A 20024-nucleotide genomic window follows, 5' to 3' on the forward strand; every position below is an offset into this window, starting at 1 on the left:
GTTTTTCGACGTTACCGCGAATTACTTGTTGGCAGCACGAACGGTGTCACGCAGGGCTTTAACCTTGTCGTGGTTCGCTTGCACGCCCTGCAGCTGACGCTGGATCAGGGTAGTGACGTTGACTGGCAAGTTCTTCTCGGTAGCTTCCTGGGCAGCCTTTTTGTAAGCCTTCAGCGCGTGGTCTTCACCGCTTTCGACTTCGTTCAGGACCGCTTCGTCGTTCTTGCCGCTCAACGCGCTTTTCAGGTTCACCCACAGGCGGTGTGCGCCGCCAGCGATGCTGGAGGAATCTTCTGGATCGCCGCCCAGTGCACGTACTTCAGCTTGAAGCTCGGCAACCGACGTCTTGCAGCCAGAAGAACGGGAGAGCAGGTAGGCCTTGATTTCCGGGTTCTTGGCGTCTTCAGCAGCAGTGTGAAAACCTTTCTCACCGTCAATGCTGGTCTCGATCAAGTCATTCAGGAGAGAGATGGCTTCTTTGTTGATATCCGACATTTTGCGGTTCCTTTTTGGCAGGTTTATCAAAGGTCTGGTTAACGAAACACTCGATAGAAGGAATATTGCACTGTGCGTGCCAGCTTTTGCCGATAATAAATAGTGTTATTTTTCAATAGCTTAGGAATATCAAGGGACAGTTCATCCGCGCTTTCTGCATGATCTGTGTGTTTGCGTAGTTGCAGAATGCACGTATCGTCTGAGTTCACTTGAACGGATAAGCGGCTTTTGGATGAACCCGGAAAAACTCAAACTGTTGGTGACTCGCGAAATGCCGTTCGGCAAGTATCAGGGGAGACTGCTGGCGGACCTGCCGGGCGATTACCTGAACTGGTTTGCTCGAAAGGGTTTCCCGGCAGGCGAGTTGGGCAGCCTGCTGGCACTGATGCACGAGATTGATCACAACGGCCTGTCGGCGCTGCTGGATCCTCTGCGCACCCGCCCTCGCGAACCGCTGCGGCCGGGCCCGTCGAAAACACCCATACGCTTCAACTAAACATCCATTGATAAAAGCGAGCCGCCGGATGAACAGCACTGCATACGCAATAACGGAATGGGCGGATGAACAGGCTCGGGACGAAGCGTTCTGGCAGCAGGTCGCGGCGCAGTACGACGTCGAACCGGGGCCGGTGAATTTCGAATACGGCTATTTCGGCCGCATGACCCGCGCAGCACTCAAGGATTACGAGCAGAACCTGGCATACGTCAATCGCAGCAACTCGGTCTACGTGCGGCAGAAGTTCGATACCGAAGACAGCGAGATCATCCGCGCCGACCTCGCCGATCTGCTGAACGTGCCGGCCCGCGAAGTGGCCCTCACCCGCTCCGCGTCGGAGTCGGTGCAAGCGCTGATTCGCAACTACAACGGCCTTGTGGCGGGCGACCAGGTCCTAGTCAGCGACCTGGATTACAACAGCGTACAGACCGGCATGCGCTGGCTGGCGAAGAACCGTGGCGTTGAGGTGATCGAAGTCACTCACCAGCATCCCGCGAGCCACGAAGGGCTGCTGCAGACCTACCGCGAGGCGTTTGCTGCACACCCACGGCTCAAACTGGTGGCGCTGACGTACGTCACCCACCGAACCGGGCTGGTGATGCCGGTGAAGGCCATCGCCGAGCTGGCCAAGGCCCACGGCATCGAAGTCATTCTGGATGGCGCTCATGCCTTGGGCCTGCTGGATTTCGAGCTTGCTGACCTTGGCGTGTCGTTCGCCGGCTTCAACCTGCAGAAATGGATAGGCGCGCCGCTGAGCCTGGGCTTTATTTACGTGAAGCAGGAACGCCTGAGCGCCATCGACCCCGACATGGCAGACGAGCGCTACGGTGCGGACGACATCCTCGGGCGCGTGCCTTACGGGACGCCGAACATCCCCGCCCTGATGACCCTGCCCAAAGTGTTCGCAGAGCATCGCGCCATGGGGGGCGCACCGGCCAAGGGTGCACGTTTGGCGTATCTGCGAGACCTGTGGGTCACTCAGGCGCTCAGTATCGAAGGCATCGAGGTGCTGACGCCGGACGACCCGCGACTGTATTGCGGGATCACGTCATTTCGGTTCAGCCGTCACGCAGATCAGGAACTCATGGTCAAGCGCCTGCTCGATGAGCACGGCATTTTTGCAGTAACGCGGGAAGGCTCGGCCTGCGGGACGTGCATTCGCATCACGCCGGGGTTTACCACATCGGCAAAGGACGTTGAACAGCTGGTCGCGGCACTTCGCGCATTGGCGTGAGCCCTGCGCTATAGGCTGCACCGGGATCAACGCCCTTGACAGGATCGTGGAAAAAAGACGGCGCCGTCATAACGAAGGCGCCGTAAATCCATCGAGAAACGAACTACAAAGGAGCGGTAAAGATAAGCGCTCCCGCCGCTGCCTGTGCGGTACATATGTATTGCGTGTAAACAACGCAAAAAAAACGGCGTTCCCGACCAAGGAACACCGTAAAAAAGCCATGCAACAACGACTTCTGCAGCAACGCCCCGCGGGACGCTATAAACGGATCATGCTCAGCAGTAGACCAGCCCCCAGTTGAACGGGGGCTGTCCAAACGTGCGCCTGAACCGGCGAATCCAGACTCAGTCGAACAACGCGATGGCTTCGGCAGTGGCGTCGGTAATCCGCTGCCAGTCGCCGTTCTTCACCCACGCGTTATCGATCATCCAGGTGCCGCCGACGCACATCACGTTGGGCAGCGCCATGTAGTTTTTCAGGTTGGCCGCACTGACACCGCCGGTGGGGCAAAAACGCACTTCCGGGAATGGACCGCCCAGTGCCTTGATTGCACCGACACCGCCACTGATTTCCGCCGGAAACAGCTTGAAGCGACGATAACCCAGTGCGTAACCGATCATGATTTCCGACGCGCTGCTGATGCCTGGCAGCAGCGGCAATTCACTCAGTGCGGCAGCTTCCAGCAGATCCTGAGTGCTGCCCGGGGTGACGATGAACTGTGAACCCGCCTCCTCCGCCGCCTTGAGCATGTGGCGGTCGAGAATGGTGCCGGCGCCAACGCTCAGCTCAGGCCGCGCATCACGCAGCATGCGGATGGCTTTGAGGCCGAACTCCGAGCGCAGGGTGATTTCCAGCGCGTTCAGGCCTCCTGCGGCCAGGGCATCGGCCAGCGGCAGGACATCCTGTTCGCGGGCGATGGTAATGACCGGCAGAATCTTTGCTTTCGCGCAGAGTGCGTCGATCTGGGCAATCTTGCTCGCCATGCTATTCAACGGCTGTTTCACTTGGGTATTTTCCATGGCGGCTGATCCTTTGCTTATGGGCACCAGTAGATCTCTAGAGACGGGTTAAGGAACGCGCGTACCGGCATTTCGGCAAGGTCATCGCCTGCCAGTGCCGCGCGCAATGTGTCGAGTTTGGCCTGACCGGAGACGGACAGGATGGTGGTCGCTGCGCACGCCAGCACCGGACGCGTCAGGGTCAGGCGCTGATGAGGAACGGTCGGTGCGAGCATGGGCAGGCAACGACGGTCGCTGTTGAGGTCCAGCGCTTCCTTCAGATGCGGGCTGTCGGGGAACAGCGACGCGGTATGCCCGTCGTCACCCATGCCCAGAATCAGCACGTCGATCTTCGGCAGCGCCTTGAGCGCCTCGTCCGTTGCGGCTGCGGCCTCATCCACTGTGGTGGTCGCACGGTACAAGCTGAAGAACCCCGCCTCGGCCGCCGGGCCCTGAAGCAGAAAACGCTTGAGCAGGCCTTCGTTACTGTCGGCGTGCTCGGTCGGCACCCAGCGCTCGTCAGCCAGACTCACGCAGACTTTCGACCACTGGAGCGGCTTCTGCGCCAGCGCCTTGAAGAACGCCACCGGGCTTTTGCCGCCCGACACCACCAACGTGGCCGTGCCGTGAAGATTGCTGGAAATTGCCGCCGTCAGACGCTCGGCCACCTGATCGGCCAGCGCGTTCGCCAGCACTTCAGGGTTATCGAATTCGTGGGCCTTCAGACCGGCCGGAAATTCAAGTTCACATATCGCCATACCAGGACCTCCCGTCACGCGTAATAAGAGCAATGGAGCTCATCGGCCCCCAGGAACCGGCCGGGTAAGGCTTGGGCGCATCGCCCGCCTTTTTCCAGCCAGCGATCAACTGGTCGCACCATTGCCAGGCGTATTCGATTTCGTCTTTGCGCACAAACAGGTTCTGATTGCCACGCATGACCTCCAGCAACAACCGCTCGTAGGCGTCCGGCACACGGGCGCTGCGGTAGGCGTCGGAGAAGCTCAGTTGCAAAGGGTTGCTGCGCAGCTGCATGCCTTTGTCCAGGCCCTGATCCTTGGTCATCACTTGCAGCGAGATGCCTTCATCGGGCTGCAGGCGGATGATCAGGCGGTTGCTGATCTGCAAGCGCTGCTCGGGCGCAAAGATGTAATGCGGCGGCTCTTTGAAGTGGATCACGATCTGCGACAGCTTTTGCGGCATGCGCTTGCCGGTCCGCAAATAGAACGGCACGCCCGACCAACGCCAGTTACGGATGTCGGCACGAATGGCGACGAACGTCTCAGTGTCGCTCTGGGTGTTGGAGTTTTCTTCCTCCAGATAACCTGGCACCGGCTTGCCGTCGCTGTAACCGGCGATGTATTGACCGCGCACCACCTGGGTGGCCAGACGCTCCGGCGTGAACGGCGCCAGTGCCTTGAGCACTTTCACCTTCTCGTCACGGATGCTGTCGGCCGACAGGTCGCTGGGCGGGTCCATCGCGATCAGGCACAGCAGCTGCAGCAGGTGATTCTGGATCATGTCGCGCAGTTGACCGGCCTGGTCGAAATAGCCCCAACGCCCTTCGATGCCGACCTTCTCTGCCACGGTGATTTCCACATGGGAGATGTGGTTCTGGTTCCACTGCGTCTCGAACAGGCTGTTGGCAAAACGCAGGGCAATGAGGTTCTGCACCGTGTCCTTGCCCAGGTAATGGTCGATCCGGTAGATGCGGGTTTCAGGCAGGAACCTGGCAACGGCGTCATTGACGCGACGGGACGACGCGAGGTCATGGCCGATGGGTTTTTCCAGCACCGCCCGGGTGCGATCGGTAAGGCCGACCAGCGCCAGGTTTTCGCAGATGGCGCCGTAGACCGACGCCGGCGTCGCGAAGTAGGCAATCATGGTCGGCGCGTCGCCCACCGCTTCGGCGAGCGCGACGTAGTCTTCGCCCTTGAGGAAGTCCACGTGCAGGTAACTCAGGCGGGCCTGAAAACGCTCCACGTGCTCAGTCTCAAGCTGCGCCTCGGGGACGAAGCGACGCAGGCTTTTATCAATGTAGGCCAGGTGCTCCTCAGGAGTTCCCGGCTCACGGGCCAACGCAATAATTCGGGTCTCGGCATGCAGCAGTCCAGCTCGATCAAGCTGGTACAACGCAGGAAACAGTTTGCGTACCGCCAGGTCACCCAAGGCGCCAAACAACGCAAAAGTGCACGGTTCAACCGTAATCGAGAGCATAATGTTGGTTCTTTTATCAAGTTAAGCTACAAATACCTTTTTTAAAGGCGTTACTCAAGGCCGAATGTAGTAATAACCACAACATTCCCACTAGAACCACATTAGAGTGGTGATCACCACAGGCCCTCAGTACGATAGGCCACCTTTGCGACAGGCTAAAGGCCCAATTCCCACTCTTCAAATAAAGGCCTGTTCACCCGCCTGTCGACGTTTCATCAGAAGGACAAACAATGGACCGCGTACGCAATCTTCTGGAGCAGATCCAGAGTCGTCTGGAAGAGCTGAACAAGGCCGAGCGCAAGGTCGCCGAGGCGATTCTGAGCAATCCGCAGCAGGCCACCCGGTTCAGCATCGCTGCGCTGGCCCAGGCCGCCAAGGTCAGTGAGCCGACGGTCAACCGCTTCTGCCGCTCATTCGATGTCAGCGGCTATCCAGAGCTGAAACTGCAACTGGCCCAGAGCCTGGCCAGCGGCGCCGCCTACGTCAGCCGCGCGGTGGAAGCCGATGACAACCCGGAGGCCTACACCCGCAAGATTTTCGGCAGTGCCATCGCGTCCCTCGACAGCGTGTGCCAGGTGCTTGACCCCAACCTGATCAGCAAAGCGGTCGACTTGTTGATTCAGGCGCGGCAGATTCACTTCTTCGGCCTCGGGGCTTCGGCGCCGGTGGCACTGGACGCGCAGCATAAATTCTTCCGTTTCAATCTCGCCGTCACGGCCCACGCCGACGTGCTGGTGCAGCGCATGCTGGCCTCGGTGGCCCACACCGGCGAGCTGTTCGTGATCATTTCCTACACCGGCCGCACCCGCGAGCTGGTGGAAGTGGCGCGCATCGCCCGTGAAAATGGCGCGTCGGTGCTGGGACTGACCGCTGCCGACTCGCCGCTGGCAAAAGCCAGCACACTGAGCCTGAACATTCCGCTGCCGGAAGACACCGACATCTATATGCCGATGACCTCGCGGATCGTCCAGCTGACGGTGCTGGATGTGCTGGCGACCGGCATGACCCTGCGTCGGGGCGTCGATTTCCAGCCGCACCTGCGCAAGATCAAGGAAAGCCTGAACGCGAGCCGTTATCCGGCGGACGATGAATTGAACTGATCGACGGACGGGACCCTGTCAAGACAGGCGTCGGAACAGGTCAGTGAACCAGACTGGCCTGCAGGCTCAAACTGGCGTGCTGCCCGGGGGCCAGGCTTAGGCAATCATCCACACCTGACGCCGCCTCGACCCGCAAAAAACCCATGGCTTCATCGCCACCCACGCCCAGCAACGGTCGGTTGCCCGGGTGCCAGACCACCGTGCTGTCGCTGTCGCCGGTGTCGATGTTCAAACGCCGCTGCCAGGCGTCGTCCTGCAACTCAAGCATGCCGGCGTGCTCGAACACCCGCTGACAACTGCCCTGTACCCGCAGCTCGCCCCGCTGCTCGCAGGCGCTGCGGCTGAGTTCGTCATAGCCGTGCGCACCATCGAGCCCACGCAACGCGACGTCCGCCACATCGCTGATGCGCCAGTAGGCGTGCAAGCCATGGCCGAAGTGACAAGGCTCGCTGTCGTCGTGCCGCGTTTCAAGGCGCAGGTCCATCGCCTGGCCGAGCTCGGCGTAGAGATCCGCCTGCCAGTCCCACAGCTTGAGTTGCCAGCGCAATGTCACGCCCGCCTCGTGCTCGTAGCTTTCGACCAGCTTCCAGTCAAGCAGCCGACCCCAGCCATTGGCCGGCCAGCCGCTCTCGCCGGGATGACGCCCGACCCAGGGCCAACTGACCGGCACGCCGCCGCGGATCGCGCCGACCAGAGGCCAGTGCGCGGCGCACCACAGCCAGGGTCTCTGCCCGGCAGGTTCGAAATGCAACAGCTGAGCGCCCTGCCGGCTGAACACGGCCTGGCACTGCGCATGATTGATCACCAGCACATCACGCTGTTGGTAGCGTTCCCACTGAAAGGTCGGTTGCGGTCGCACCGAGGTGAAGAAACGCTGGAGAGGATGCTCGGTTGAGCCGGGATCCCTGAAGGGCATCGTTGTAGCGCTCCAGATAGCGGTCACTCGTCACGCGAGAAAAAATGCTCCGAATGCGGAGCCATTGCTGCGGAATAAATAGCGGAAAAAAAACGGGCAGCCAGGCTGCCCGTAAAGCACACACGACCCTTGATCGTTTGTGGAGCGCGGAGGAGCGTCCGCTTTAAGTTAGAACTTCGATTGAATCTTGATGCCGGCAACCAGTGCGTTCTGGACGTCGTCCACACCGCCCGGGCTCTTCACGTACTGCAGGTTGGGACGCACGGTCAGCCAGTCGGTGACGTGCACGCCGTAGTAGATTTCCGAGTTGTATTCGGTCTTCTGGATCGGCAGGTAGCCTGGGTTGTCGTAGTCTTCGATACCGTTGACGGCGTTGACCAGACGACGGTTGTCCTGGGCATCATCGTTCACGTGGATACGCGCGACGCCGATACCGATGTCATCCTTCGGACGTGCATCGAACGGGCCTTTGTAGACGAAGCCGACCTGCTGGTAGTTGTCGACGAAGTTGGTGGCTTTGTCATGCACAGTCGCGTTGGCGAAAATGCTCAGACCACGGGATGCGTCGCCGTTGTGAGCGGTCAGCTGTTGCTGAGCCACGACCCACCAGCCGTGCTTGTCTTTGTGGGACTTGAAGTCACCGCCAGCGATTGCCTGAGGCTGACCGTTTTCGTTCTCGTAGAGATCGTCGGCGCTCGGGTTGCTCACGTAGTAGCCCAGACGGTATTCGCCGGGCAGCGAGTTGACGTTTGGCGACCACACCACTTCAACCGGTACGACGGTGCCTTTCGAGCCGCTGCCGCTGAGTTTGAAGCTGTTGCCGGTTTCGAGGTACGAAGGGTTCTGCTCGTAGACGCCGATCTGGGCGAACAACTCAGGCGTGATGTTGTACTTCACGCGTGCAGCCCACTGGCTGACAGGCCAGTTGTACCAGGTGTTGACGTAGTTACCGACCTGCGAGCCGCAGAACGAAAGGTTCTGGAAGTCGCAAGGGAAGCTGTTGAAGTCTTCGCCTTCGCCGAAACGGCCGACCTTGATGTCGAGCTTGCCGTCGAAGTACTTCTGCTTGACCCACATCTGGGTCAGACGCCAGGTCTGGCCACGGCCCCAGACTTCCTGGGAGGAGCTGAGCGTGCCGGCACGCGGATCGCCGATACGGTCGTTGGAGATGTTGTTGCCACTACGCTCGGTGATCGCGAGCTTGAACTCTGCGTCGTGCCAGCCGAGGATTTTTTGCAGGTCCATCTGAACGCCAAACGCAAACTGGTCGCTGTAGCGGCCGGTCCGGTCGTCGTTATAACCACCGTTGAGGTTGGAGGCGGCTTCGCCCACGTACTCGATCGGGAAGTCGTAACCCTTGTCGTACAGCTCTTGACGCAGACCACCCCAGTCACCGGTCATGTGCTCGCTGGCTTTGAAGGGCTCCATTGCAAACGCCGTTCCGGAAACCGTCAACGCGCTCAGGACAGACAACCCACCGATCAGCTGAAACTGGTTAAGCGACTTGTTACGTACCTTTTTCATCCCTTGGATCCTCGTTTTATTGTTATTAGCTTTTGAACAGCGTTGTAACCACGTACATCGTGTGCATGACGGGTTTTGTACGGCAGACATCCACCCGTCACAGGTGCTCGTTTGTGCAGTGCTCCTGCACGTCGGGATCAGCTGCGGTTGAGCCGCGTGACATTTCCCATGCTCTCCACCGACTGACTCGGTGCCAGCACGCCCAGGCGCTCGCCGGTTTTCGCGTCGAACAGCAGAACCTTCGCCGGATCGAACTGCAGCGTCAAGGTCTCGCCCACAGCAGGTGCAATATCCGGCGCCAGACGGCAGCAGACCTTGCTCTCGTTGAGGGTAACGAATACCAGCGTATCCGGGCCAGTGGGCTCGGTCACCTGGACTTCAGCGCGAATCGTCGGCAGAAGACCTGCAGCATCACCGGACGCTAGCACGATCTGCTCGGGACGCAGGCCCAGAATCACCTCACGGTCCTCGAGACCGGCGTCGTTCATGCTCATCGGCAGCTCGCAGCGGGCCTGACCGCTGTCCAGCAGTGCGACGAGGCGACCGTCCTTGCGCTGCAGGCGCAGCGGGATGAAGTTCATTGGCGGCGAGCCGATGAAGCTCGCCACGAACAGGTTGGCCGGATCGTTGTAGATCTGCTTCGGCGTGCCGAACTGCTGAATGATGCCGTCCTTCATGACCGCCACTTTGTCGCCCAGGGTCATTGCTTCGATCTGGTCGTGGGTCACGTAAACCGTAGTGGTCTTAAGGCGCTGGTGCATCAGCTTCATTTCGGTCCGCATCTCGACGCGCAGTTTGGCGTCGAGGTTGGAGAGCGGCTCGTCGAACAGGTAGATCTTGGGACGACGGGCCAGTGCCCGGCCCATGGCCACGCGCTGTTGCTGACCACCGGACAGTTGCCCCGGCTTGCGGTTGAGCAGGTGTTCGATCTGCAGCAGCTTGGCAACCCGCGCCACTTCCGCATCGATGTCAGCCTGAGGCATCTTGCGAATCTTCAGCCCGAATTCGATGTTCTCGCGCACGCTCATGGTCGGGTACAGGGCGTAGGACTGGAACACCATCGCGATGTCGCGATCCTTCGGGCTCATGCCGCTGACGTCCTGATCACCGATCATGATCGCGCCGCCGGTAATGTTTTCCAGCCCGGCGATGCAGTTCATCAGGGTCGACTTACCGCAGCCCGAAGGGCCGACCAGAATCAGGAATTCGCCTTCTTTGATGGAGAGTTCGATGTTCTTCAGGGTGTCCGGAAGACCGGCCCCGTAAGTCTTGTTTACATTGCGTAGTTCAAGCGTTGCCATGATTACCCCTTGACTGCGCCGGCCGTCAGCCCGCGCACGAAATACTTGCCTGCGACCACGTAGACCAGCAGGGTCGGCAGCCCGGCGATCATCGCCGCCGCCATATCAACGTTGTATTCCTTGGCGCCCGTACTGGTATTGACCAGGTTGTTCAGCGCGACCGTGATCGGCTGCGAATCACCACTGGAGAACACCACACCGAACAGGAAGTCGTTCCAGATCTGAGTGAATTGCCAGATCAGGCAGACCATGATGATCGGCGTCGACATCGGCAGAATGATCCGACGGAAGATGGTGAAGAAGCCGGCACCGTCAAGACGTGCAGCCTTCACCAGTGCTTCTGGGATGCTGACGTAGTAATTGCGGAAGAACAGTGTGGTGAACGCCAGACCGTAGACAACGTGAATGAACACCAGCCCCGTCGTGGTATTGGCCAGGCCCATCTTGCCAAGGGTGAAAGACGCAGGCAGCAGGACGGTCTGAAACGGCAGGAAGCAGCCGAACAGCAGCAGGCCGAAGAACAACTGCGAACCGCGGAAGCGCCACATCGACAGCACGTAGCCGTTCAGCGCACCAATGGTGGTGGAAATCAGCACCGCGGGAACGGTGATCAGGAACGAGTTCCAGAAATAACCTTTTACCGTCGCCCAGGCTTTGATCCAGCCGATTGCGGTGACTTCGGTCGGCCAGCTGAGCAGGTTGCCGCTACCGATATCCTCCGGCGATTTGAAGCTGGTCAAGAGCATGACCACCAGCGGCACCAGATAAAGCAATACGGCAATAATCAGCACCGCATAAATCGCGACGCGGCTCAGGCTGAGGGCGGGCTTATTGGCGAGACTAGTCATTGCGCTTGGCCCTCAGCTCGGAATACAGATAAGGCACAAGGATGGCGAGAATCGCGCCCAGCATCAGAATCGCGCTGGCCGAACCCATGCCCATCTGGCCACGGCTGAAGGTGAACGAGTACATGAACATTGCCGGCAGGTCGGATGAATAGCCCGGGCCACCGGCCGTCATGGCAGCGACCAGGTCGAAGCTCTTGATGGCGATGTGCGCCAGAATCATGACCGCACTGAAGAACACCGGACGCAGGCTTGGCAGCACAACCTTCCAGTAGATTTTCGGCATGCTCGCACCGTCGATCTGCGCGGCGCGGATGATCGACTGGTCGACGCCGCGAAGGCCCGCCAGGAACATCGCCATGATGAAGCCCGACGCCTGCCATACGGCAGCGATGACCAGGCAGTACACAACACGGTCCGGATCGATCAGCCAGTCCAGGCGAAAGCCTTCCCAGCCCCAGTCACGCAACAGTTTGTCCAGGCCCATGCCTGGGTTGAGCAGCCATTTCCAGGCCGTACCGGTGACGATCATCGAGAGCGCCATCGGGTACAGATAAATGGTGCGGATAAAACCTTCGCGGCGGATGCGCTGGTCCAGAAAGACCGCCAGCAGCACGCCCACCACCATGCTGATGCCGATGAACATGCCACCGAACACCGCGAGGTTTTTGCTCGCTACCCACCAGCGGTCGTTGTCGAACAACCGCGCGTATTGCGCCAGACCCACGAATTTGTAGGTCGGCAGGAAAGTGGAGTTGGTGAACGACAGAACGAACGTCCACAGGATATAGCCGTAGAAGCCCACCAATACGATGAACATGCTGGGCGCCAGCACCAGTTTGGGTAGCCAGCGCTGCAGTGCATCAAACGGCGAGGCTTTGCTGAACACAGCAACAGAACTCATGGTGAAAATCCAATAAAAAGTGAAAGCGGCCGCAAGTCGCAAGCCTCAAGCTGCAAGTCAGAAGCCAATCATCGATCAGCTTGAGACTTGCAGCCTGCCGCTAGTCGCTGGCCTTTATTTGGCAGACTTGATCGCAGCGCCCAGCTTCTTCGCCGCGTCGGCCGGATCGGCTTTCGGGTCGTTGATGAAGTTGGTCACGACGTCAAAGAAGGCACCCTGAACGGCCAGCGTAGTGGCCATGTTGTGCGCCATGCTTGGCTGCAGGCCGCCGGTTTTGGCGTCAGCCAGGAAGTCCTTGGCAGCGGTCTGGGCGCACGAGTCGAAACCGTACTTGCCCATGTCAGCCAGCATGTCGTTGCGAACAGGGATCGAGCCTTTGTTGATGCTGAAGACTTTCTGGAAGTTTTCACCCAACACGACCTTGGCGATGTCCTGCTGACCGGCAGCAGTGCCTGCGTCTTTCTGCTTGAACACAGCCAGGGAGTCGATGTTGTAGGTGAACGCCTTGTCGGTGCCCGGGAACGCTACGCACTCGTAGTCCTTGCCGGCGACTTTCTTGGCGGCGGTCCATTCACTCTTGGCCCAGTCACCCATGATCTGCATGCCGGCCTTGCCGTTGATGACTTTGGCGGCTTCCAGGTTCCAGTCCTGGCCTTTGCCGTCGCCATCCATGTAGGTCGCGACTTTCTTCAGCTCAGTCAGCGACTTGACCATTTCAGGGCCCGTCAGCGCAGCGTTGTCGAGATCGACCAGTGCCTTCTTGTAACCATCGGCGCCCATGACGGACAGAACGACGGCTTCAAAAACAGTGCTGTCCTGCCAAGGCTGGCCACCGTGGGCCAGAGGGATGAAGCCTGCCGCTTTGAGCTTGTCGCCCGCTGCGTAGAATTCTTCGAGGGTGGTAGGGGCTTTTTCGATACCGGCTTTCTTGAAGACTTCCGGGTTGATCCACAGCCAGTTGACGCGGTGGATGTTCACCGGCACGGCCACGTAATCACCGTCGTACTTCACGGTATCGGAGACTTTCTTGTCCAGCAGGCTGTCCCATTTCTCCTCTTTGGAGACGGTTTTCAGCACGTCAGTATCAAGCAGGCCAGTGGAGGCCCATTCCTGAATGTCCGGGCCTTTGATCTGGGCAACGCCAGGCGGGTTGCCAGCAACGGCGCGGCTCTTGAGCACGGTCATAGCGGTTGCACCACCGCCGCCTGCGACAGCGCCGTCTTTCCAGGTGAAACCGTCTTTTTCAACCTGCGCGCGGAGCACATCAACAGCGGCTTTTTCGCCACCGGACGTCCACCAGTGCACCACTTCAACCGTGCCTTTGGCATCAGCCGCCATGGCGCTCAGAGGGAACAAGGAGGCGAGGGAAATAAGTGCAGCGAGACGGGAAATCGAATTCATATCTGACCTTTCTTGTTGTTATGCATGTGCAAGTCGTGGCGCTTGCGCTGCGTGGATTCTAACCAAGGGCCCGGAGCGGACGGTAACGAAGGGATGCGCGAATGTCACAAGGCTGTGACATTCAATAAAGGACTGGATTACTCAACGCCACGCGGCAGATAGAGCGTCACCCGCAGGCCGCCCTCGCGCATGTTCTGCAACGTCACTTCGCCGCCGTGACTATGGGCGATATTGCGGGCGATGCCGAGCCCCAAGCCGTAGCCCTGTTGGTGTTTGCCGGCCAGCCGGAAGTGCGGTTCAAAGACCTGTTCCATTCGCTGCTCCGGCACACCCGGCCCCTCGTCTTCGACATGCAGGATGAACGCGTCAGCGTCGTCTTCAACGGACAGGTGCGCACGGTCGCCGTATTTGATGGCGTTATCGATGAGGTTGCCCATGCAGCGGCGCAGTGCCAGGGGTTTGCCGTAGTACATGGACATCGCCTTGCCCTGCAACGTGACCCGGCCCGCGCCATCAGGGGCAAGATAGGGCTCAATCAGGCAATCCAGCGCGTGGTTGAGGTCGACCGGCTCGATGTTCTCGTGAATGTCGGTGTCCTTCACGCACTGCAATGCGCCTTTGACCAGCAGCTCCAGTTCATCCAGATCCCGGGTGAATTTGGCCTGCATCTGCTCGTCTTCGAGCAGCTCGACGCGCAGTCTCAAGCGAGTGATCGGAGTGCGCAGGTCGTGGGAAATTGCACTGAATAATTGGCCGCGCTCGGTCAGGTAACGGCTGATGCGATCGCGCATGGTATTGAACGCGCGGGTCACTTCCACCACTTCACTGCCGCCGCCCTCCACCACCGGTTCGACGTCGGCCCCCAACGACAGATCCCGCGCAGCATGGGCCAGACGCTTGAGCGGGCCGCTCTGCCAGTGCACCAGCAGGCCGATGAAGACCAGCAGAAAGAGACTGGTCAGCGCGATGAACCAGACTTGCTGCGAGGGCAGACCTTCCGACTCGAGCATGGTGTAGGGCTCGGGCAGCAGCGAGGCGATGTACAGCCATTCGCCGGGCGACAGTTCGATCTGCGTGACCAGCACGGGCGGGTTCACCGGTTCGAGGGTCAGCGCGTAATGGGCCCACGAGCGTGGCAGCTCATCGAGCCTCAAGCCGCTGTTGAAAATACGCAGGTCTTCGGGACGCACAAAGCGCACGAGGATGTCCGGGTCGGCGCCGAGGTTCTGCCGCAGCACCTGACCGACCACATCGATCACTGCCGTCTTGCGCGCGGTGGGCTCAAGCACCTGCATTTCCAGAGGGCGATCGTTGAGGGAAACGAAGAAACGCGTGCCGCCCATGCTGCGCAACTGATCGAGCACCAGCGGCCGAAACGCGACAGGCAACGAGCGAAAGTAGCTGACGCTTGCCGCCATGGAGAAACCCAGACTGCGGGCACTGGTGACCAGCCCTTCCATCTGCGTGGCGCGCAGCTGCGAGAGCCAGATCAGGCTGGACAGGGTTTGCGCCAGCAACACGGCGAGCAAGGTCAGCAACAACATGCGCCCAAGCAGCGAGCGCGGCACCGGCAGGCGGCGCTTCTTGTCGGTCACCATCAAGGACTAGTAACCGTTGCCGGCTTGCGGCAGCACATTGGCTGCCAGCAGGTAACCGCTGCCTCGTACGGTGCGGATCAATCGCGGTGCCTTGCCGGTGTCGCGCAGACGCTGACGCAGACGACTCACCGCCATGTCGACGATGCGCTCCAGCGGCATCAGCTCACGGCCACGGGTGGCGTTGCCGATGGTGTCGCGATCAAGGATCTGTTGGGGGTTGTCGAGAAACAGCTTGAGCAGCGCGAAATCGGCGCCCGACAAAATCACCTCTTCGCCGTCGTTGTGGAACAGCCGGTGACTGACCATGTCCAGCCGCCATTCATCGAACACCAGCACTTCACCGCCGCTGCGCTCCTGGCCGAACTGGGCACGACGCAACAGGGCCTTGATCCGGGCCTGAAGTTCACGGGGGCTGAAGGGTTTGGCCATGTAGTCATCGGCGCCGAGTTCCAGACCGATGACGCGGTCGGCTTCGTCGGAGCTGGCGGTGAGCATGATGATGGGAATATGCGGCTGACGCGGATGCTGCCTGACCCAGCGACACAGGCTGAAGCCGTCTTCGTCGGGAAGCATGACGTCAAGGATCAGCAGGTCGCTGGCCTCTGCGTTAAATGCCTGTCGAAACTCGGCCCCATCGCCAACCGTGCGCACCTGAAAACCGGAACGGCTCAGGTAGGCTTGCAGCAACTCGCAAATCTCCTGGTCATCGTCGACCACCAGAATCGATTTACTGACAGCGTTCACATGGTCGTCCTTGTGAGCAATGGTTGGGTATGGCTGCTTCAAGCTTCAAGCTTCAAGCTTCAAGCTTCAAGCTTCAAGCTTCAAGCTCAAAGCGGCCAGCGTGACGTGCGCGGTCTTTGCTTGCAGCTTGCAGCTTATAGCTTGCCGCTAGCGCTCGCCGCATATTGATCCAGCGCCACGCCTGCGCCCATCAGGCCGGGATATTCGGCCGTGACCAGCCAGACCGGCACGTCCTTGAAATAATCCTTCATCAAGCCCTTCTCGGCGAACGCCTTGTTGAAGCCGCTCTGCATGAAGAAGTCGACGAATCGCGGGATTACGCCCCCGGCAATATACACGCCGCCGCGTCCGCCGACAGTCAGTACGTTGTTGCCGGCCACGCGACCGAGGAATACACAGAACTGCTCAAGCACTGCGCTGGCGACCGGATCGCCCTTGAGCGCCGCCGCGGTAATGGCCGCAGGCGACTTGAGTTCAGGCTCGATTTCGTCCAGTCCGCAGCTGACTTGATACAGCAGCAACAGCCCGGCGCCACTCAGAATCGTCTCGGCACTGACGTGCTCATGGGTCGCCATCAACCGCATCCACAGCAGGGCTTCGCGGGGCGTGCCGATCGGCAGATCGACGTGACCGCCCTCGCCCGGCACCGCAGTCCAACGCGCTTCGCCACTGCGGATCAAGGTGCCGACGCCGAGTCCGGTGCCAGGCCCGATAACCACCCGCGCGCCGCGAGGATCGCCCTTGCCATGACGCACGGTCAGGTACTCGTCGTCCTTCAGGCGGGTCATGCCCAGGGCCATGGCAGTGAAGTCGTTGACCAGGATCAGGTGGTCGATCTTCAGCTCGGCGCAGAACGCCTGCCGATTGATCTTCCAATGACTATTGGTGAAGTGGAAATCGTCGCCGGTCACCGGCCCGGCCACGGCCAGGCAAAGGGAGGTGACATCACCGCGCTGCAATTCCAGGTCCTGCAGATAGACCAGCAAGGCCTTTTCAGGACTGGCGTAATCGACCGTCGCGAACACCCGGATCGAATGCAACTGCTCGTCTTCCCAAATGGCAAATCGCGCATTTGTGCCGCCGATATCACCCACCATCGCCAATGTCACTTGAGCGTCTCCAGATTCGAAGTAAAGGCGCTGGCGCCCTTCTCTGCCGAGCTGAAGGCCATGCGCATGAAACCAAACAGTTCGCGCCCGCTGCCCACGTTATGGGACAAGCGACCGACTGCCGGCTCTCTGGCGGCCAATTCTGCCGGTTCGACCAGAACTTGCAACGTTCCTTTCACGCCATCGACACGAATGAGATCCCCATCACGCACCAACGCCAGCGGCCCGCCGTCAGAAGCTTCCGGGCAAACGTGAATCGCCGCCGGGATTTTCCCGGACGCGCCGGACATGCGCCCGTCCGTAATCAGCGCCACTTTGAAGCCACGGTCCTGCAGCACGCCCAGAAACGGCGTCATCTTGTGCAGTTCAGGCATGCCATTGGAACGCGGCCCCTGGAAGCGCATGACCGCGACAAAATCGCACTCCAGTTCGCCGGCCTTGAAGGCGTCGGCGAGGTCCTGCTGGTCTTCGAATACTTTGGCGGGGGCCTCGACGATCTGGTGCTCCAGGGCAACGGCGGAGACTTTCATCACGCCACGGCCCAGGTTGCCTTCCATGACCCGCAGGCCGCCCTCGGCCGAAAACGGACGCGCGATCGGGCGCAGGACGTTTTCGTCCAGGCTTCCGACCGGGCCATCGCGCCACACCAGCTTGCCTTCTTCCAGGAAGGGCTCCTGGATGTAGCGACGCAGGCCACGGCCCATGACCGTGTTGACGTCTTCGTGCATCAGGCCCGCGTCGAGCAGCTCGCGGATCAGGAACGACATGCCGCCGGCGGCCTGGAAGTGGTTGATGTCGGCTTTGCCGTTCGGGTAGACGTGGGACAGGGTCGGCACGACTTCCGACAGATCGGCCATGTCCTGCCAGGTCAGCTGAATGCCCGCGCACTGGGCAATGGCCGGCATGTGCAGCGTGTGGTTGGTAGAACCGCCCGTCGCGTGCAGGGCAACAATTGAGTTGACCAGCGAACGTTCGTCCACAATCTCTCCGAGTGGGATGAAGTCGCCGCTTTGTTTGGTCAGACGCGTGACCTGGAACGCCGCCTCGCGTGTCAGGGCATCGCGTAGCGGTGTGTAAGGATTGACGAAAGAGGCGCCCGGAAGATGCAGACCCATGACTTCCATAATCAACTGGTTGGTGTTCGCCGTGCCGTAGAACGTGCAGGTGCCCGGGCCGTGGTAGGACTTCATCTCCGAGTCCAGCAGCTCTTCGCGGGTCGCCTTGCCTTCCGCGTAGCGCTGACGCACGTCGGCTTTTTCCTTGTTGGAGATGCCCGAGACCATCGGCCCGCCCGGCACAAAAATCGTCGGCAGATGACCGAAACGCAGCGAGCCCATCAGCAAGCCCGGAACGATCTTGTCGCAGATGCCCAGCATCAGCGCGCCGTCGAACATGTTGTGGGACAACGCCACCGCCGTTGCCATCGCAATGACTTCTCGGCTGGCGATACTCAGTTCCATGCCCGGCTCGCCCTGGGTGACGCCATCACACATGGCCGGAACGCCACCGGCAAACTGCCCCACCGAGCCGATTTCACGCAGCGCTTTTTTAATCTGTTCGGGGAAGTGTTCGTACGGCTGATGCGCCGAGAGCATGTCGTTGTAGGAGGAGACAATGGCGATGTTGGCCGCATTCATCATGCGCAGGCTGTTCTTGTCTTCGGGACCACATGCCGCAACGCCGTGGGCGAAGTTGGCACATTGCAGCTTGCCGCGCATCGGCCCGTCGCTCGCCGCACCCCGGATCAATTGCAGGTAGCGTTGACGGGTTTCACGGCTGCGAGCAATCAGCCGTTCGGTTACCTCAAGGACGCGGGGATGCATGTCATGGACTCCAGGCTAGCGGATGGGGTCACCCGTTCAGGCGCTTTCACCAGGCTGCGATCAAATCCGGGCTCGGTCGAGAGCGGCGGCAAACACTTGATTTTCAGCCAGTTGTGACGGCCAGACGGGTTTCTATTTGTAGATAAAACAAAATACTGCCACTAAAAGGGGTTGTTTTCTATTTTTATGAGAATAATCTTGTAATTCCAACAACAAATTCTTGAGGACGGGTGTATGACTCTCCGCATCGCAATTAATGGCTTTGGCCGAATCGGCCGCAACGTCCTACGCGCACTCTATACCCAAGGCTACCGTCAGGACCTGCAAGTCGTCGCCATCAATGACCTGGGCGACAGCGAGATCAACGCCCATCTGCTGAAATTCGACACCGTGCACGGGCCGTTCGACGGCACCGTTGAGCACGATCAGGAAAGCCTGACCGTCAATGGTGACCGAATTGCGGTCAGCGCCATCCGCAACCCGGCCGAGCTGCCGTGGAAATCCCTGAACATCGACGTGGTGTTCGAATGCACCGGTCTGTTCACCGACCGCACCAAGGCCGCCGCGCATATCACCGCCGGCGCCAAAAAAGTCATTATCTCGGCTCCGGCCAAAGGCGCCGATGCGACGATCGTCTACGGCGTCAACCATGACGTGCTGCGCCAGTCCCATCAGGTCATTTCCAACGCCTCCTGCACCACCAACTGCCTGGCGCCGGTCGCCCAGGTCCTGAACCGTGAGCTGGGCATCGAAAGCGGTCTGATGACCACCATCCATGCCTACACCAACGACCAGAACCTGATCGACGTCTACCACACCGACCCGTACCGCGCGCGTTCGGCGACGCAGTCGATGATCCCGAGCAAGACGGGCGCTGCCGAAGCGGTCGGCCTGGTGCTGCCGGAGCTGGCGGGCAAGCTGACCGGCATGGCCGTGCGTGTGCCGGTGATCAACGTATCGCTGGTCGACCTGACCATTCAGCTCAAGCGCGATGCGACGGCCGAAGAGGTCAACGCGATCATGAAAGAAGCGGCGCAGCATTCGAAAATCCTCGGTTACAACACCCTGCCGCTGGTTTCCCACGACTTCAATCACAACCCGCTGTCGTCCATCTTCGACGCGAACCACACCAAAGTCAGCGGTCGCCTGCTGAAGGTGCTGGCGTGGTACGACAACGAATGGGGCTTCTCCAACCGCATGCTGGATAACTGCCTGGCGTTGATGAACGCCGAGTAAGTAACGGGATCTCCCTATGTAGGAGCGAGCTTGCTCGCGAAGACGAAATTCAATCCGCTGGAGAGTCAGCGGATTTACCCAGCTCT

General features: G+C 60.0%; 18 protein-coding genes. 4 read left to right on the plus strand and 14 right to left on the minus strand.

Annotation, left to right across the window (positions count from 1 at the left end; translation table 11 throughout):
- Window positions 1-21 precede the first annotated feature (21 nt).
- Complete coding sequence (locus SLW75_RS15510) at window positions 22-495, minus strand: PA2169 family four-helix-bundle protein (RefSeq protein WP_410934862.1); 474 nt, start codon at window positions 493-495, stop codon at window positions 22-24.
- 232 nt (window positions 496-727) lie between these two features.
- Between SLW75_RS15510 and SLW75_RS15515 the strand changes: the two genes are divergently transcribed.
- Both SLW75_RS15515 and SLW75_RS15520 read left to right on the plus strand, forming a co-directional pair.
- Complete coding sequence (locus tag SLW75_RS15515; protein WP_065992064.1) at window positions 728-991, plus strand: DUF3820 family protein; 264 nt, start codon at window positions 728-730, stop codon at window positions 989-991.
- A gap of 28 nt (window positions 992-1019) precedes the next feature.
- Complete coding sequence (locus SLW75_RS15520) at window positions 1020-2225, plus strand: aminotransferase class V-fold PLP-dependent enzyme (protein ID WP_410934863.1); 1206 nt, start codon at window positions 1020-1022, stop codon at window positions 2223-2225.
- Between the two features lie 344 nt (window positions 2226-2569).
- Here SLW75_RS15520 and SLW75_RS15525 read toward each other — a convergent pair whose 3' ends face one another.
- Genes SLW75_RS15525 through zwf form a run of 3 tightly spaced genes read right to left on the minus strand, consistent with a single transcriptional unit; the run spans window position 2570 to window position 5437 of the window.
- On the minus strand, window positions 2570-3244 hold the full coding sequence (locus SLW75_RS15525; protein WP_065992060.1) for a bifunctional 4-hydroxy-2-oxoglutarate aldolase/2-dehydro-3-deoxy-phosphogluconate aldolase: 675 nt from the start codon (window positions 3242-3244) through the stop codon (window positions 2570-2572).
- Window positions 3245-3261: 17 nt separating this feature from the next.
- Window positions 3262-3981 (minus strand): 6-phosphogluconolactonase, encoded by a 720-nt coding sequence (pgl, locus tag SLW75_RS15530; RefSeq protein WP_410934864.1) that lies wholly within the window; start codon window positions 3979-3981, stop codon window positions 3262-3264.
- Window positions 3968-5437, minus strand: coding sequence for a glucose-6-phosphate dehydrogenase (gene zwf / locus SLW75_RS15535; RefSeq protein ID WP_296306117.1), 1470 nt, complete (start codon window positions 5435-5437; stop codon window positions 3968-3970). The genes pgl and zwf overlap by 14 nt, the downstream gene beginning before the upstream one ends.
- Window positions 5438-5667: 230 nt before the next feature.
- On the opposite strand from zwf, the gene SLW75_RS15540 reads away from it, so the two are divergent.
- Window positions 5668-6537 carry a MurR/RpiR family transcriptional regulator gene (locus SLW75_RS15540; RefSeq protein ID WP_065992054.1) on the plus strand — a complete coding sequence of 290 codons (870 nt, stop codon included), beginning with the start codon at window positions 5668-5670 and terminating at the stop codon, window positions 6535-6537.
- Window positions 6538-6577: 40 nt separating this feature from the next.
- On the opposite strand, the gene SLW75_RS15545 is transcribed toward SLW75_RS15540, so the two are convergent.
- From SLW75_RS15545 to edd, 10 genes are all read right to left on the minus strand, one after another.
- Window positions 6578-7453 carry a D-hexose-6-phosphate mutarotase gene (locus SLW75_RS15545; protein WP_410934865.1) on the minus strand — a complete coding sequence of 292 codons (876 nt, stop codon included), beginning with the start codon at window positions 7451-7453 and terminating at the stop codon, window positions 6578-6580.
- Window positions 7454-7621: 168 nt separating this feature from the next.
- Complete coding sequence (locus tag SLW75_RS15550; RefSeq protein WP_065992048.1) at window positions 7622-8977, minus strand: carbohydrate porin; 1356 nt, start codon at window positions 8975-8977, stop codon at window positions 7622-7624.
- Window positions 8978-9114: 137 nt separating this feature from the next.
- Window positions 9115-10278: an ABC transporter ATP-binding protein gene (locus SLW75_RS15555; RefSeq protein ID WP_192132702.1), complete on the minus strand. Its 1164-nt coding sequence runs from the start codon at window positions 10276-10278 to the stop codon at window positions 9115-9117.
- Window positions 10279-10280: 2 nt separating this feature from the next.
- A complete protein-coding gene (locus SLW75_RS15560; protein ID WP_065992044.1) occupies window positions 10281-11126 on the minus strand; it encodes a carbohydrate ABC transporter permease in 846 nt (281 codons plus the stop codon).
- Window positions 11119-12027 carry a carbohydrate ABC transporter permease gene (locus tag SLW75_RS15565; RefSeq protein WP_037014845.1) on the minus strand — a complete coding sequence of 303 codons (909 nt, stop codon included), beginning with the start codon at window positions 12025-12027 and terminating at the stop codon, window positions 11119-11121. The genes SLW75_RS15560 and SLW75_RS15565 overlap by 8 nt, the downstream gene beginning before the upstream one ends.
- Before the next feature lie 114 nt (window positions 12028-12141).
- Entirely contained in the window at window positions 12142-13428 is a 1287-nt protein-coding gene (locus SLW75_RS15570) for an ABC transporter substrate-binding protein (protein ID WP_410934866.1), read from the minus strand.
- Window positions 13429-13565: 137 nt separating this feature from the next.
- Window positions 13566-15026 carry an ATP-binding protein gene (locus SLW75_RS15575; protein WP_065993160.1) on the minus strand — a complete coding sequence of 487 codons (1461 nt, stop codon included), beginning with the start codon at window positions 15024-15026 and terminating at the stop codon, window positions 13566-13568.
- Window positions 15027-15032: 6 nt separating this feature from the next.
- Window positions 15033-15770, minus strand: a complete 738-nt coding sequence (locus tag SLW75_RS15580) for a response regulator (protein WP_065992040.1) — start codon at window positions 15768-15770, stop codon at window positions 15033-15035.
- A 134-nt stretch (window positions 15771-15904) separates the two neighbouring features.
- Window positions 15905-16879, minus strand: coding sequence for a glucokinase (locus SLW75_RS15585; RefSeq protein WP_065992039.1), 975 nt, complete (start codon window positions 16877-16879; stop codon window positions 15905-15907).
- The gene (edd, locus tag SLW75_RS15590; protein ID WP_410934867.1) at window positions 16876-18702 is read right to left on the minus strand and encodes a phosphogluconate dehydratase; all 1827 of its coding nucleotides are present in this window, start codon (window positions 18700-18702) and stop codon (window positions 16876-16878) included. Before edd ends, SLW75_RS15585 begins: the two co-directional genes overlap by 4 nt.
- Window positions 18703-18936: 234 nt before the next feature.
- Here edd and gap point away from each other — a divergent pair, with 234 nt between their 5' ends.
- Window positions 18937-19938, plus strand: a complete 1002-nt coding sequence (gap, locus tag SLW75_RS15595) for a type I glyceraldehyde-3-phosphate dehydrogenase (RefSeq protein ID WP_065992035.1) — start codon at window positions 18937-18939, stop codon at window positions 19936-19938.
- The last annotated feature ends 86 nt before the right edge of the window (window positions 19939-20024 follow it).

The organism is Pseudomonas sp. W5-01, assembly GCF_046540435.1.
GTDB classification, from domain to species: domain Bacteria; phylum Pseudomonadota; class Gammaproteobacteria; order Pseudomonadales; family Pseudomonadaceae; genus Aquipseudomonas; species Aquipseudomonas graminis_B.

Coding starts and splice junctions, on each gene's coding strand:
- SLW75_RS15510 (WP_410934862.1), bottom strand. CDS start 495: ATGTCGGATATCAACAAAGAAGCCATCTCTCTCCTGAATGACTTGATC.
- SLW75_RS15515 (WP_065992064.1), top strand. CDS start 728: ATGAACCCGGAAAAACTCAAACTGTTGGTGACTCGCGAAATGCCGTTC.
- SLW75_RS15520 (WP_410934863.1), top strand. CDS start 1,020: ATGAACAGCACTGCATACGCAATAACGGAATGGGCGGATGAACAGGCT.
- SLW75_RS15525 (WP_065992060.1), bottom strand. CDS start 3,244: ATGGAAAATACCCAAGTGAAACAGCCGTTGAATAGCATGGCGAGCAAG.
- pgl (WP_410934864.1), bottom strand. CDS start 3,981: ATGGCGATATGTGAACTTGAATTTCCGGCCGGTCTGAAGGCCCACGAA.
- zwf (WP_296306117.1), bottom strand. CDS start 5,437: ATGCTCTCGATTACGGTTGAACCGTGCACTTTTGCGTTGTTTGGCGCC.
- SLW75_RS15540 (WP_065992054.1), top strand. CDS start 5,668: ATGGACCGCGTACGCAATCTTCTGGAGCAGATCCAGAGTCGTCTGGAA.
- SLW75_RS15545 (WP_410934865.1), bottom strand. CDS start 7,453: ATGCCCTTCAGGGATCCCGGCTCAACCGAGCATCCTCTCCAGCGTTTC.
- SLW75_RS15550 (WP_065992048.1), bottom strand. CDS start 8,977: ATGAAAAAGGTACGTAACAAGTCGCTTAACCAGTTTCAGCTGATCGGT.
- SLW75_RS15555 (WP_192132702.1), bottom strand. CDS start 10,278: ATGGCAACGCTTGAACTACGCAATGTAAACAAGACTTACGGGGCCGGT.
- SLW75_RS15560 (WP_065992044.1), bottom strand. CDS start 11,126: ATGACTAGTCTCGCCAATAAGCCCGCCCTCAGCCTGAGCCGCGTCGCG.
- SLW75_RS15565 (WP_037014845.1), bottom strand. CDS start 12,027: ATGAGTTCTGTTGCTGTGTTCAGCAAAGCCTCGCCGTTTGATGCACTG.
- SLW75_RS15570 (WP_410934866.1), bottom strand. CDS start 13,428: ATGAATTCGATTTCCCGTCTCGCTGCACTTATTTCCCTCGCCTCCTTG.
- SLW75_RS15575 (WP_065993160.1), bottom strand. CDS start 15,026: ATGGTGACCGACAAGAAGCGCCGCCTGCCGGTGCCGCGCTCGCTGCTT.
- edd (WP_410934867.1), bottom strand. CDS start 18,702: ATGCATCCCCGCGTCCTTGAGGTAACCGAACGGCTGATTGCTCGCAGC.
- gap (WP_065992035.1), top strand. CDS start 18,937: ATGACTCTCCGCATCGCAATTAATGGCTTTGGCCGAATCGGCCGCAAC.